This window comes from Klebsiella sp. RIT-PI-d, from assembly GCF_001187865.1.
GTDB lineage: Bacteria > Pseudomonadota > Gammaproteobacteria > Enterobacterales > Enterobacteriaceae > Superficieibacter.
Genome location: NZ_LGIT01000003.1, coordinates 498,235 through 512,186, shown reverse-complemented (window position 1 = coordinate 512,186; position 13,952 = coordinate 498,235). Strand labels below are relative to the sequence as shown.

At 51.3% G+C, this 13,952-nt stretch carries 13 protein-coding genes; 3 read left to right on the top strand and 10 right to left on the bottom strand.

Features of this window, described 5'->3' with window-relative positions:
- Positions 1-18: 18 nt before the first annotated feature.
- The 3 genes from AC791_RS02830 to AC791_RS02820 form a co-directional block, all read right to left on the bottom strand.
- Positions 19-978: a DMT family transporter gene (locus AC791_RS02830; protein WP_049838966.1), complete on the bottom strand. Its 960-nt coding sequence runs from the start codon at positions 976-978 to the stop codon at positions 19-21.
- A 73-nt stretch (positions 979-1,051) separates the two neighbouring features.
- Entirely contained in the window at positions 1,052-1,876 is an 825-nt protein-coding gene (locus tag AC791_RS02825; protein ID WP_049838965.1) for an AraC family transcriptional regulator, read from the bottom strand.
- 81 nt (positions 1,877-1,957) lie between these two features.
- Positions 1,958-2,806, bottom strand: a complete 849-nt coding sequence (locus AC791_RS02820; RefSeq protein WP_049838964.1) for an SDR family oxidoreductase — start codon at positions 2,804-2,806, stop codon at positions 1,958-1,960.
- Positions 2,807-2,896: 90 nt separating this feature from the next.
- On the opposite strand from AC791_RS02820, the gene AC791_RS02815 reads away from it, so the two are divergent.
- Positions 2,897-3,277 carry a winged helix-turn-helix transcriptional regulator gene (locus AC791_RS02815; RefSeq protein ID WP_049838963.1) on the top strand — a complete coding sequence of 127 codons (381 nt, stop codon included), beginning with the start codon at positions 2,897-2,899 and terminating at the stop codon, positions 3,275-3,277.
- 145 nt (positions 3,278-3,422) lie between these two features.
- Here the strand turns inward: AC791_RS02815 and AC791_RS02810 are convergent, their stop codons facing one another.
- Positions 3,423-5,357 (bottom strand): bifunctional 2',3'-cyclic-nucleotide 2'-phosphodiesterase/3'-nucleotidase, encoded by a 1,935-nt coding sequence (locus tag AC791_RS02810; protein ID WP_049838962.1) that lies wholly within the window; start codon positions 5,355-5,357, stop codon positions 3,423-3,425.
- Between the two features lie 189 nt (positions 5,358-5,546).
- On the opposite strand from AC791_RS02810, the gene cysQ reads away from it, so the two are divergent.
- Entirely contained in the window at positions 5,547-6,290 is a 744-nt protein-coding gene (cysQ, locus tag AC791_RS02805) for a 3'(2'),5'-bisphosphate nucleotidase CysQ (RefSeq protein WP_049838961.1), read from the top strand.
- Between the two features lie 44 nt (positions 6,291-6,334).
- On the opposite strand, the gene AC791_RS02800 is transcribed toward cysQ, so the two are convergent.
- Positions 6,335-6,892: a YtfJ family protein gene (locus tag AC791_RS02800; protein WP_049838960.1), complete on the bottom strand. Its 558-nt coding sequence runs from the start codon at positions 6,890-6,892 to the stop codon at positions 6,335-6,337.
- Between the two features lie 325 nt (positions 6,893-7,217).
- Between AC791_RS02800 and AC791_RS02795 the strand changes: the two genes are divergently transcribed.
- Complete coding sequence (locus AC791_RS02795) at positions 7,218-7,424, top strand: DUF1107 domain-containing protein (RefSeq protein ID WP_049838959.1); 207 nt, start codon at positions 7,218-7,220, stop codon at positions 7,422-7,424.
- 100 nt (positions 7,425-7,524) lie between these two features.
- Here the strand turns inward: AC791_RS02795 and AC791_RS02790 are convergent, their stop codons facing one another.
- The 5 genes from AC791_RS02790 to AC791_RS02770 all read right to left on the bottom strand — a co-directional run bounded on the left by AC791_RS02790 (position 7,525) and on the right by AC791_RS02770 (position 13,949).
- Positions 7,525-8,862: a hemolysin family protein gene (locus tag AC791_RS02790; RefSeq protein WP_049838958.1), complete on the bottom strand. Its 1,338-nt coding sequence runs from the start codon at positions 8,860-8,862 to the stop codon at positions 7,525-7,527.
- A 178-nt stretch (positions 8,863-9,040) separates the two neighbouring features.
- Complete coding sequence (locus AC791_RS02785; protein WP_049838957.1) at positions 9,041-10,588, bottom strand: MFS transporter; 1,548 nt, start codon at positions 10,586-10,588, stop codon at positions 9,041-9,043.
- Positions 10,589-10,667: 79 nt separating this feature from the next.
- Entirely contained in the window at positions 10,668-11,690 is a 1,023-nt protein-coding gene (locus AC791_RS02780) for a Gfo/Idh/MocA family protein (RefSeq protein ID WP_049838956.1), read from the bottom strand.
- Between the two features lie 10 nt (positions 11,691-11,700).
- Positions 11,701-12,768: a Gfo/Idh/MocA family protein gene (locus tag AC791_RS02775; RefSeq protein ID WP_049838955.1), complete on the bottom strand. Its 1,068-nt coding sequence runs from the start codon at positions 12,766-12,768 to the stop codon at positions 11,701-11,703.
- Complete coding sequence (locus AC791_RS02770) at positions 12,765-13,949, bottom strand: Gfo/Idh/MocA family protein (RefSeq protein ID WP_049838954.1); 1,185 nt, start codon at positions 13,947-13,949, stop codon at positions 12,765-12,767. The genes AC791_RS02775 and AC791_RS02770 overlap by 4 nt, the downstream gene beginning before the upstream one ends.
- Positions 13,950-13,952: the final 3 nt, after the last annotated feature.

The following is a 13,952-nucleotide window of genomic DNA, read 5'->3' as shown; positions in this document are numbered from 1 at the left end:
CCCCTTTGGGATAGTCAGCTACGTTATTTCTTGTGTTAGCGGTCTGTCGGGCTTTGCCCGCACTGCCAGTACAACCCCAAGCGCCAGCAGAATAATTCCGCTGAGAGTGAGCAGCGGCGGCAGGCTCTGACGTAGCAGAAAGGTATACAACAATCCGGCCAGGGTCTCGAATACAATGAGTGGGCCGACAATCACCGTAGGCAAGCGCTGGCTGGCGATGTTCCAGCATAGCGCCCCAACCCATGAGCAGAGAATGGCGATAGTCACCATCAGCGTGATAAATAGCGCCGGGCGTGGCCCAAACGGCAGGTCGAACGCCGGTTGCTGGCCTTCCAGCCAGATACAGGCGACGATATACCCGATGAGTGATACCGGCAGCGTAACCAGTGCCTGTGCAGTAGCCCACATCATCGGATGTTTGTCCGGGTTTTCACGTAGCCACCGCGCATTACGTAAGGCGAACCATGCCCAACAAACTACAGCGATCAGTGCGAGACCGACGCCTGAGCCATACCGCTGCCAGCTAAAATCAGGCAAACCGTGACGCAGTTCAGCGATATTGACGCAGACTAATCCCACGGCAATAAACACCAGAGAGGGGGCCAGCCGCCGCCACGAGAGTTTTCCGTCGCGCTGGCTGTACAATAGATTGGCAAATACCGGGAGCACGACCGGCAGGGTGCCGATGATCATGGTCGATACCGGCGCGCCCGTTCGCTGGATAGCGCTGGCAAGGCAGGCGTAATAGATCAGATTTCCCATCATGGTTAATGCCAGCGCGGTCAGCCAGTCGCGACGAGCAAGCTGTTTTAACCTTGCGCGGCCGAACCAGGCCAGCGGCAGGGCAATCAGCCCCAGCGCCAGATAACGTCCCATCGACTGGAGTATTGCCGGGTATTCAGGCACGATCAGTGGTCCGACAAAAATCAGTCCCCACATTAAGCCCGCCAGTAAGGCATACAGCACACCACTAATCATTATTGTCCCCGTTTACGTATCGATGGGCGAGTGTAAACGTCAGATGCAGCCGAATATTGTATGAGATTGCGCATTAGCGCCGGGCGACCTGCTTTTGATAGCGAACCGGGGTTATGCCGTAGCGGTGAGTAAAGGCACGGGTTAGATGCGACTGATCGCTCAGCCCGGTGGCCGCCGCCACTTCAGCAGCAGGCATACCGTGAGTCAGGAAATTTTTCGCGCGCCACAGGCGGATAGCCATCAACATTTGATGCGGAGTGACATGAAAATGGGATTTGAACTGGCGCTGAAAATGGTAAGGACTGAGGGCCACCACCTGAGCCAGCTCGTCCAGCGTCACCGCCCGCATGTAGTTATCATGCAAGTACTCCCGCGCACGTTCAAAGCGGTGAGTAGCTTCGTGAGCAACCGGAGAATGACGGGCGAAAGGGCGGAACGTATCGATCAAATCCAGCAGATGTCCCTTCTGGGCCAGCGGATCGTCAGTCAGCCATAACGTCTGGATCAATGTGCAAATTTGCCGGGAGCACAGTGGATCAAGCCGCGTTACCTCATCAAACCGCCAGTGACGAATGCCGGTGACCTCTTCAAGCAAACCGGGATCGAGGTAGACCATCCGGTAACGCCAGCCCTCGGCCGTTTCCGCTTCCCCGGTATGCAGTTCATCCGGATTCATGGTAACGACAGAATTGACGGAGGCAACGTAATGCGTGCCGCGATAGCGAAAGCGTTCCGCACCGGATTCAATCGCGCCGATGCCAAACGCTTCATGCGTATGCGGTTCAAAAGCATAACGTGAAATATGCGCGTGATAGAGTTCAACGCCGGGCACCTGCGCCAGATGGCGAAAGCGGGCGCTGTCTTTCTCATCAATGAACTGTTCGGGAACACCTTGCACGACGCATCTCCACGCGGACCATTTCGTTATTATCGAAGAGGGTCCGCGCGATGGCTACAAAAATTAACTATTTTGTAACGCTTACAGGATAGTGTTGATGCTTTCTGCCAGCGAGGTCGTCGGGCGACCAATCAGCTTACTCAGGGTATGACTGTCATCAAATAATCCGCCTTTTGACGCCCCGGTATCGGAGTCCGCCAGCATGTCGGCCAGTCCTGCGGGCAGCCCCACGTCTTTTAACGCGCCGGCAAAATCGGCTTCGCTGAGATTTTGATAAACCACACGTTTACCGCTTTGGACGCTAAGTTGGGCTGCAAACTCGTTTAGTGTCCACGCGTCATCGCCTGCCAGTTCATAAACGTTCCCGGCGTGCCCATCTTCGCGAATAACGCGTGCAGCCGCGGCCGCATAGTCAGCGCGAGTGGCCGCCGCAATTTTACCGTCGCCCGCTGCGCCAATAAACACCCCATGTTCCAGCGCCGCCGGCGCGCTGGCCAGATAGTTTTCGCTATACCAGCCGTTACGCAGCAGAGTGTAAGGAATACCGGACGCGGCAAGCGCTTTTTCAGTAATCACATGTTCAGTATGCAGCCCCAGCGGGGAGGTATCAGCATGTAACAGGCTGGTGTAGGCAATGAATTGAACGCCTGCGGCGACGGCAGCGTTAATCGCGTTCTGATGCTGAATAGCGCGCTGTCCGACCTCGCTGGACGAGATAAGCAGCAGCTTTTCAACATCTTTCAGCGCGAGCGTTAACGCCGCTTCATCGGCATAATCCGCCTGGCGGATAACAATACCCTGTTGTTTTAGCGCATCGGCTTTAGCGGGATCACGCACAATCGCCACCAGCTGACTGGCAGGCACGGTTTTTAACAGGTCATTAATAACGAGCTGGCCAAGATGACCAGTAGCACCGGTAATTGCAATCATGGGATATCTTCCTTCAGGTTTGTCTTGTGTTGACGTACGCTAACATCTAAACTTACTTTTAGTAAGTACGTACAAAAAGGTAAGTATTAAATGGCAAATTTAACGCTCAGCGAACAGCTACGGGCTGGCAATCTGTTTGCAGAACAGTGCCCCTCCCGCGACGTGCTTAAACATGTCACCAGCCGCTGGGGAGTATTAATTCTGGTTGCGCTGCGCGATGGAACGCATCGGTTCAGCGAGCTGCGGCGTAAAATGGGTGGCGTGAGTGAGAAAATGCTGGCCCAGTCGCTGCAGGCGCTGGAGATGGATGGTTTTGTGAATCGGGTTTCCCGGCCGGTAGTACCGCCGCATGTGGAATACAGCCTGACGCCACGTGGCGAGCAGGTTAGTGAAAAAGTGGCAGCACTGGCCGACTGGATCGAACTAAATCTGCCGGATGTGCTGGCAACGCGTGATGCCCGGGTCGCGTAACGACTGTCGCAGAGACAGCAATGAAAATGCCCGGTGGCGCTACGCTTACCGGGCCTACAGAACGATGGTTCAGGTCCTGGCACAGGCCGGGTAAGACGCAGCCGCCGCCCGGCATAAACGGCGGATAAACGCTGTTACTCCACCGCTATTTACGCAGGTCCAGCTGATAAATAGCAAAGCCAATATCGTCGGTCGCCACCTGATGCATCGGGTACTGCGCTTTATCCTTAATAAACGCCGCGGCCTTTTCAGAAGGTGACGTTTCAAAGCGGATATCCAGCGCGGTATCACTGTCAATCGGAGCCAGACGCCAGTTATTGTCCGCCGCCGGATGAATTTCTCCGGCCCGTTTTGATTCTGCTGCAATCCACATAATCAGCGCCGTGCGGTTCTCATCCGGGGCAGCGAAAGCGATATGATCTTCACCGGTCCCGGCAAATTTGCCGCCGTATGCCCGGTAATTATTGGTGGCGACCAGGAAGGTTGCACTGGGATCGACAGGCTTACCGTTAAACGTCAGATTTTTAATCCGTTCGGCCTGCGGATGAATACTCTGACATTCACCGTCATAGCGCGCGGGCTGCGTCACATCAATCTGGTAATTGACACCATCAATGACGTCAAAATTGTAGGTGCGAAAACCGTCCCAGTTAATCAGCGCCTGCGGTTTTGTGCTGTGCGGATCGATTTGATTAAACTGGGCGGCTGAACACTCAAGCCACTCTTTAACCTCTTTACCGCTGGCTTTAACCACCACCAGCGTATTGGGATAAAGATATAAATCCGCGGCATTACGGAAAGTCAGCTGGCCTTTCTCGACTTCAACATAACTCGCCGGATCGTTCTTACGTCCGCCTGCCTTAAACGGTGCAGCGGCAGAAAGTACCGGCAACATTCCGAGGTCCGGATCGTTTTCAATGTAGTGTTCCACGTAAGCTTTTTGCGCGTTGTTAACGACCTGGACGGTAGGATCGTCCTGGACCAGCGACAAATAGCTGTACATGTTATCGGCAGACTTGCCAATCGGCTCGCTCACAAACGCGCGGGTGGCATCGTGATCGGCTTTTAAAATGTCCACCAGTTTTGCATCTTCTGCCGCCAGCGATTTTTTCGCTGCGGCATCGTAAATCGGGCGGGCTTCCGCTTTTGCCTGGCTGACCTGCCATTTTCCGCCGTCGTTGTTTAAAACTAAATCCACAACGCCAAGATGATCGCCCCACATGCCGGGCATAACTGCCGGTACACCGTTGAGCGTGCCTTTTTGTATATCTGCGCCTTTAATACCGGCAAACTCTTTTGACGGGAAAACCGCGTGGGCGTGACCAAAGAGAATGGCATCTACACCAGGCACCTGGCTGAGATAGTAAACTGAGTTTTCTGCCATCGCCCGATAAGGATCGGCTGATAAACCGGAGTGAGCAATCACCACCACCACATCCGCACCTTCTTTACGCATCTGTGGAACGTACTGACGCACGGTTTCGGTGATGTCATTAACCGTCACTTTGCCGGAAAGATTTTTGCTGTCCCAGGTCATGATCTGCGGTGGCACTACGCCGATATAACCAATGCGCAGCGGATGCGCATTTCCCTGCTGATCTTTTACCTGTATCTCTTTAATCAGATAAGGCGTAAACAGGGGTTTATGGGTTTTCACGTCAATGACGTTGGCATTTACATAAGGGAATTTTGCACCTTTCAGCGCATTTTGCAGATACTCAAGCCCGTAATTAAACTCATGATTTCCGAGGTTACCTACGGTGTAATCCAGCGTATTCAGCGCCTTATAGACCGGGTGGGTTTTTAGCTTTTTCGCGGCGGCATAATCGGCCAGCGGGCTGCCCTGAATGATATCGCCGTTATCCACCAGCACGCTATTGGTCGCTTCGGTGCGGGCGGCATTAATCAGAGTAGCCGTACGGACCAGTCCGAATTTTTCCGTTGGCGCATCCTTGTAATAATCAAAATCCATCATGTTGCTATGTAAATCAGTGGTTTCCATGATGCGAAGATCCACCGTTGCGGCATTTACACTGGCTGCAATCAACGTCGCAAGCAGCGTTACACTAAACTTAATCATCAGAGACATCCTTTTTGATCTGATACACAAAAGAAAATGTATATACGTTTTGTTGCTTACAGAAGTGTGAATCTTGCCACGTATTTTAGTAACAAAAACGCAACCATTATCACAGATGGCGAATTATTTTCGGATAGGGTATAAATAAAACAATGAGTTAATACCACTATCGTATGAGTGAGGTGGAAAATGCTACAACAAATATGTGAGCTTGCCCGGAACGCGGGTGATGCCATTATGCAGATTTATGATGGCGCGCAGCCGATAGAAGTCACCAGTAAGTCGGATGACTCGCCGGTTACAACGGCGGATATTGCAGCGCATAAAGTCATTGTTGAAGGGCTGAAAACGCTGACGCCTGACATCCCGGTATTGTCGGAAGAAGATCCGCCAGCCTGGGAAGTGCGTCAGCACTGGCAGCGTTTTTGGCTGGTCGATCCGCTGGACGGAACTAAGGAATTTATCAAACGTAACGGTGAGTTTACCGTCAATATTGCGCTGATCGAGCAGGGCAGGCCGGTACTGGGCGTGGTGTATGCCCCGGTGCCAAATGTTATGTATAGCGCCGCTGAAGGCAAAGCGTGGAAAGAAGAGTGCGGCGTGCGCAATCAGATTCAGGTTCGCGATGCGCGACCGCCGCTGGTGGTCATTAGCCGCTCACATTCAACGGATGCGGAATTGCAGGAATATCTCCAGCAGCTGGGTGAGCATCAGACCACCTCCGTTGGCTCCTCGCTGAAGTTCTGCCTGGTGGCGGAAGGACAGGCGCAGCTTTACCCGCGCTTCGGGCCAACGAATGCCTGGGACACTGCCGCAGGCCACGCCGTTGCCGTTGCTGCCGGGGCGCACGTTCACGACTGGCAGGGAAAAACCCTTGATTACACGCCGCGTGAATCCTTCCTTAATCCTGGCTTTCGCGTCTCTCTTTACTGAGCTAACGCTGCTGCCCTCATTCATAACAGAGGGCAGCATTTTATTTATTTTGCCAGAAGCTGACGAATCAGGTTTACGACCTGCTGCACTTCCTGCTGGGAGAGCGCGCCGTCTTTTGCCCAGCGCACGCGTCCTTCTTTATCCAGCACCACCACTGCCGATCCTTTCTCTTCCAGTTGCCAGGCCTTACGTGCCGCGCCGTTGCTGTCGATAATAAACTGTGACCACGGGTAGAGCTTTTTATTGCTCTCTATACTGCTGCGCACAAACATCGCCGAGCCGGGTATCGCGTCATCGGTATTGATGATTGTGGTGGTCTGGTAATTATCGTGAGGGAAATTTGCCGTTTTGATTGCTTCGACGAGGTTGGCATTCTTCTCTTTAGCCGAGGTACGGCCCGCAATATGTTGCAACAGCCGCACTTTTCCGGTGAGCTGAGCGCTATTCCAGTTTTTATAGCTAAATTTGTCATTACTCAGAATAAGCTCGCCGCGATCGGCGATGCCGACAGGGGGCACGCGCTGGTTGTCTTTAAAGTTTTCAGCAGAGGCCATCATCGGCAGTATCAGGCATACGGATGCCATCAAGGTTCGTAGTGTCATGCGAGCTTCCTTTTTTCTAAGCAGGTGATCCGACCACTTACGGCGGAATGTTAATAATATGTGCTATTTTAACCTTTACCCGCAAGCGTAATGCCAATTTGCGGGAGAGCGCACATATCGGTTAAAAAATGAAGGCTTATACTGCGTTTATGACATGTCTGAAAGAAAATTCTGATTAATTGTAATCAAACGGTAAATAAACTTATACACACTGGGTGTGTCGGTGGTTCTGGTCTATAGTCATAGGGCATTAAATTTGCGTCTCAAAACAGTTGGTCCAAATGTGGCACCACAAGGGCGTAATCTTCAGCAGGAGTAAAGAAGAATGAAAATTTTCCAGCGTTACAACCCTCGCCAGGTAGCGAAATACGTGAAGATCCTGTTCCGTGGACGGTTGTACATCAAGGACGTAGGCGCTTTTGAATTTGATAAGGGAAAAATCCTTATCCCTAAAGTGAAGGACAAGCAGCATTTATCTGTGATGTCTGAAGTCAATCGTCAGGTGTTGCATCTGCAAACTGAGATGGCTTAATCAACGTGCTATGCAGTGAAAAATCTACGCAGTGAAAAAAACTAAGCGGTAAAAAATGACGGCCCCAGAAGGGGCCGTTGATGTTTATGCGCGATGGGGATCAGATGTCGCTTCTTTCTTCTGCATCCGGCAGTTTCGGCGTAAGCACTGTGGGTTTACTGTCAATACGGGTCACCAGCAGCTGATCGATACGGTAATTATCGATATCCACTACCTCAAACTTATAGCCCGAGAATTTAACCGAGTCAGTACGTTTGGGGATCTTACGCAGCATGTACATCATAAAACCGCCAATAGTTTCATAGTTGCCGGACTGCGGAAAATCGTCGATATCCAGGGCACGCATTACATCTTCAATCGGCGTTCCGCCGTCAATAAGCCATGAATTTTCATCACGTGCCACAATCTGCTCTTCCATTCCCTGGCCGATCAGATCGCCCATCAGGGTAGTCATGACATCATTCAGGGTGATGATACCAACGACCAGAGCATATTCGTTCATAATGACCGCGAAGTCTTCGCCGGCAGTTTTGAAGCTCTCCAGCGCTTCGGAGAGGGTCAGTGTATCCGGTACAATCAGCGTATTACGCAGTTGCAGGCCGCTGCTCAGGGCCAGGCTTTGGTTAGCCAGCACGCGATTCAGCAGATCTTTTGAGTCAACATAACCAATGATATGGTCAATATCTTCCTTACACACCAGAAACTTAGAGTGCGGGTGCTCGGAGACTTTCTTCTTCAGGCTCTCTTCATCTTCATGCAGATCGAACCACACTACGTTTTCACGCGAGGTCATGGAAGAGGGAACGGTACGGGACTCCAGTTCAAATACGTTCTCAATCAGCTCATGTTCCTGCTTACGTAATACCCCTGCCAGCGCACCTGCTTCCACTACTGCATAGATATCATCTGAGGTGATATCGTCTTTGCGCACCATTGGCAGCTTAAACAGCCGAAAAATGTTGTTTGCCATACCGTTAAAAAACCATACCAGCGGCATGAAGACAAACAGACAGAAGCGCATCGGGTTGATGATACGTAAAGCCACGGCTTCAGGCGAAATCATACCGATGCGTTTCGGAGTCAGGTCAGCAAACAGAATGAACAGGCTGGTAACGAGAGTAAAGGAGATGATGAAGCTCAGCTGTTCCGCCAGTTCTGGTGAAACAAAGCGAATTAACATGTCATAAAATGCCGGAGAAAACGCAGCATCGCCGACAATACCGCCAAGAATGGCGACGGCGTTAAGGCCAATCTGTACGACGGTAAAGAAGGTTCCTGGGTTCTCCTGCATCTTCAAAATGCGTTGAGCGTTAATATTGCCATCATCGGCAAGGAGTTTGAGTTTTATCTTTCGTGAGGCGGCAAGCGAGATCTCAGACAACGAGAAAAATGCACTCACGGCTATCAGGCAAAGTATTACTAAAATACTGTTTAACATAGTTTATCCGGCTTCTCGCCAGATCCTCGGAAGGGAAGTTTGGATAATACGATAAGCCGCGCCGAAGGCACTGGCGTGGCAATTTCATCGGTAGTATAGCGTAAGGAAGGGGAGGCCTGCCAGAGGGTGAGAATACCCTGATCAGGCGATCAGGGCAGTTAACACAGCGGTGTTACGCTTATTCGACCACTGAGATCGGCGTTTTCTCGCTAAAACGACGACTGGCTTCTCCACCCCATACCTGGTCATAGTCGTAGCCAGTGAGCTGTTTAATCACCTGCCGGGTTTCGTCGTCGCAGTCACGATAGTCGCCGCCCAGTTTGCGGCGGGCGATCTCTTTGATCAGTAACTTGTGTGTTTCACGGGTCAGTTTAAAGCGATAGGTGGCGTAAAAACTGACCGACAACAGCGCTGCGGTAGCGAAAATCATCAGTCCAATAATGGCATGTAGAGCGCTTTGCGGCTGGATACCATTGCCTTTTACAAAACCGGCTTCCTGCAATACAAGGCCGATAATAAGAATGGCCAGCGCCACCGTACTTTTGCGCGTCAATACCATGACGCCGGCAAAAATACCTTCCCGTCGCTGTTGGGTGACCATTTCGTCGATATCAGGAATAAAGCTGTAAATATTCCACGGAATATAATAAAGCCCGGCTCTGGCGGCACCCAGTAAGATAAATACGCCGGAGAGCAGCAGGGCAGGCACGCTAATGGCAGTAAGATAGACGGTAAATAAGAAGGCGAGCACCAGAAAAATGCAGCCATAGGCGAGCCGTAATGCACCTGATGGAGTGACATTAAATCGATTAAGTAATTGCATAAAACCGAAAGTACCGGGTATTGAAGCGAAAGCAGCAATACTTAGCCAGCCAGATACGGCAGAAGCATCCTGGCTCAGGCAGTAAACAACGTAGTAGGTAAATACTGAGCCGAAAACATCCATCGCGGTAAATGAAAATATATAAATGATAATGTGGAGACGAAAAGCACGAATGCGAAACGAGGACAGCAGATCCAGTATCAGATATTTCAGATGATTTAGTAAGCCACTACTGCGATTCAACTGCGGCTGGAAATGATTTTCCTCCTGAACGTCTTTGGCTTCCCAGGTACACCACCACGTTGAAAACACTGCCAGACAGAATATAACGGAAAAGATCAGGCCGGTCAGGGTGTACGTGAACGAGTTGTCTTTGCCGGTGAACTGCATAATCAGGCCCGGTACGGAGACCGCCAGAAAACCACCTAATTGGGAGCAGATCATGCGTACACCAGAGAGGCGGCTACGTTCGTTATAGCGATTGGTCATTTCCGCCGCCAGCGTTTCCCAGGGAACAAGAACCATGGCTGAAAGCAGTTCAATAGAGAGATAAGTTCCCAGATAATACCAGTAACCCATATCGGTAACCCACAATAAAGCATATAAGAACATAAGCGGGCTGCTAATTAATAAGAAGAACCGACGGCGACCAAATTTCTTACCCAGCCAGGTATTGCCAAAGTTATCGGTAATGTACCCCATGATCGGGCTGAGAACGGCGTCAATAACCCGGGCAATCGCAAATATCGATCCGGCTTCCAGAATCGATAATCCACAATAGGTTGTATAGAAAAACAGAAGCCATGTTCCAATAATGGCGAAAGCGCCTCCGCCAAATAAATCCGTTACGCCATAGCCAATCGCTATGCCATAACCAACTCTTCTTTCCGTTGGTTTAACCATTTTTTTATTTCCAGATCGATGTAGGGTTTATAGCGGCTCATAAATAATAAGTCGCACTTTAATACTGGAATCAGTAATGTTAATTCAGAATGTCAATCCATTGTCTTAATTGTGATGAACGATATATTGCCTCCACGATTGAAAGTGATTTTGCAGCCTGTTCAATATCAATATATTCGCTGCCAGGCTTATATTGAATCGCCTGATAAAATTGCTCTATAGCCTTTTGGTGACCCGCCCCCCAGTAATTTTTGCCCTGACCCACTGGAGAGTTATCCGTCGCGAGGGCTTTTTTTTCACCGTCACAAATCTGCCACAGGATGCTATCCCTGAGTTGTAACTCGCCATTTTCACAATGTATATCCAGCATTAGCGGCGAGTCTGTAGTGTGATTATTCGTCGCCCAGAACAGGCCGCGTGCGCCGTTGCGTAGAGAAAATGTTGCCATCGCGCTATCTTCGGTATCAATTGTGCCAGCCAGAAGACTGCTCTCAACGACGCCTTTTACGCTATCGACTCCCCCGGCGAACCACTGCATCAGATCCAGAGTATGAATAGCCTGATTGATCAACAGGCTCCCACCCTCGGTGGCAAAACGCCCGCGCCACGGGCTATGGGTGTAATAACTGCCTGAGCGCGACCAGGTGAGAACCGCTTTTATACAGAGCATTTTCCCCAGTGCGTTTGAGGCGATGATGTCCTGGATCGCCTTGCTGGTCGGGTTATAGCGATTCTGGTAACACACGCCCAGCAGAGATGTTGCGCAAGCTGCGGCGGCGGCAATCTCGGCCACCTCCAGGCTATTCATTCCCACGGGCTTCTCGCTAAAAACTGCCTTGCCAGCCTCCAGCGCCGCAACGATCATCGTCTTATGCAGATAATGCGGGGTGCAAATATGCACGACTTGAATGTTTTTATCCTGCAACATCTCCCGGTAGTCGTGATAAAAGTCACATCCGTACGCCGCCGCCAGAGCATGTCCTTTTGCGATATTGGTGTCTACAATAGCGTGCAAACGCGTGCCCGGTATCTGTCTCAGCGCTTCTGCATGGTTGAGATGAATCGCGCCACAACCAATAATTGCCGCATTTATCGACCTCATTGGTGGCTCCTTAGCGGCTGGCATTAGCCAGCATTTGTGCTTTAACGCAAAGTTCGGCTGCCTTAAAGGCGTGCGCCTGGCTCATGGCGTTTTCGCTGCGATTAAGGCAATCTTTGATCAGTTCACCAAAGAACGGGAAGCCAACTTGTCCGGCGACCGGGTAGCGGAATTCCCCCTTTTTATTGACCAGATACACCACATCCTGCTCGCCGCGGGTTATATCAACGTATTTACGGATCTCAATGTAGCCTTCAGTACCCAGTAGCGTCAGGCGGCCGTCTCCCCAGCTTGAAAGGCCATCCGGGGTGAACCAGTCGCAGCGGAAATAGCCCGTTGCGCCGTTTTCCCCTGCCAGCATGGCATCACCAAAATCCTCAAACTGCGGATAGTCTGGATGATTGACGTTGCGCACCTGGCTTGCTACGACGCGAGCGTCGCTGTTGCCGGTATAAAACAGAAACTGTTCGATTTGGTGACTGCCGATATCGCACAGTATCCCGCCAAAAAATGCTTTGTCATAAAACCAGGCCGGGCGACCCTTACCTTCCCGGTGCGGCCCGGTCCCGAGCGTTTGAATGACGCGACCAATGGCACCCTGCTGTACCAGTTGACCCGCGAATACCGCACTTTCGACGTGCAGACGTTCGCTATAATAGACCGCATATTTACGTCCGGTTTCAGCGACTTTACGCTTTGCTGCCTCCAGTTGGGCAAGGGTAGTCAGCGGGGCTTTGTCAGTAAAATAATCTTTGCCGGCATCCATTACCTTCAGGCCCAGAGCACAGCGTTGCGAAGGGATAGCGGCCCCGGCAACAAGCTGGACGCCAGGGTCGTTCAAAACGATGTCCAGTGAGTCGGCGATTTGCACCTGAGGATACTGTTGAACAAAGGCATCGATTTTCGCCGGATCGGGATCGTATACCCATTTTAATGTCGCCCCTGCTTCGATAAGCCCGTTACACATTCCATATATATGGCCGTGATCCAGCGCGGCCGCCGCGATAATAAATTCGCCTGATGCTACAACCGGCTGCGGTTTGCCTTTGGGGGCATAGTTCATTCCGTCATTAAGGCTCATTTTCGTGCTCCTGTATCAAGGTCTTTTCCCAGTGGAATGGCACCCACTTCACTAAAATTTTTTACTGAGGCAGCTTTTTCATAAAAACGCGGGGCCAGTGAGAACAGTCCACCCGTGTGGTACCAGGGATCGTCAGTGCTGATAGGCAGTGCCACTACCTGCCGGGTGATCGACGATTTATAGATAGCAGTGATGATTTCCAGTGAACGCTTGCCCTGGACTCCGTCAATCAGCGGTGAAGCACCATGCGCAATAGCGCTAAGCACGTTATCGATTTGCCCGCTGTGCAGGGTCCACGCCAGCGCCGGGGTTGAATGAAAGAGAGTATTAAGACAGGCTTCTCGCTGAAGATCGTGCTCTGGCTGAGGAAAACCGTTATCAGCTGAAACGCTGGCCCAGATATCCCACGGCGCACTGATGCGGGCTTTGTCACCCTGAATCACTATTTTCTGATCTTCACCATGATGGACCACCGACGCGGTAAGCTGTGTTAGTGCGCCGTTGGGATAGCGAAAAATGGCAGCCGAGAGATCTTCCACTTCGGCATTATCGTGAGCTACGTTGGTCATCATGGCTACCACCTCTGAGGGAAAGCCCAGCATCCATTGAATAGCGTCAATGTGGTGTACAGCATGATTAAGCGTGCAGCCGCCGCCCTCTTTTTCCCAGGTGCCACGCCACCACAAATCGTAATAGCAGCGGCCACGCCACCAGAACGAGTCCACCTGTGCATGACAGATTTTACCGATTTCGCCCGAGTCGACGGCTTTTTTGAGTCGCCAGAAGGCATCGGAAAAGCGATTTTGCGCGACAACAGAGAGAATTTTCCCGCATCTGTTTTGCGCGGCAATCATGGCGTCGCACTCCTGAAGAGAGGCTGCCATCGGCTTCTCACATAGCACGTGTTTTCCGGCATCCAGCGCGTGAATAGCTATTTCAGCATGGACGTAAGGTGGCGTGCAGATATCGACAATATCTACCTGAAGTTCGGCTTCCAGCATCGCTTCGTGGCTGCTGTATACCTGCGCATTGGTTAGTCCATAGCGCTGTTTTTTCTCCTCGGCTTTTTCAGGATAGATATCCACCAGGGCGACAATTCGGCAGCGGTCGGCAAACTGTAAATAACTCTGGATATGGTTATGAGCAATATTGCCGGTGCCCACAATGGCAACGTTCAGCATACT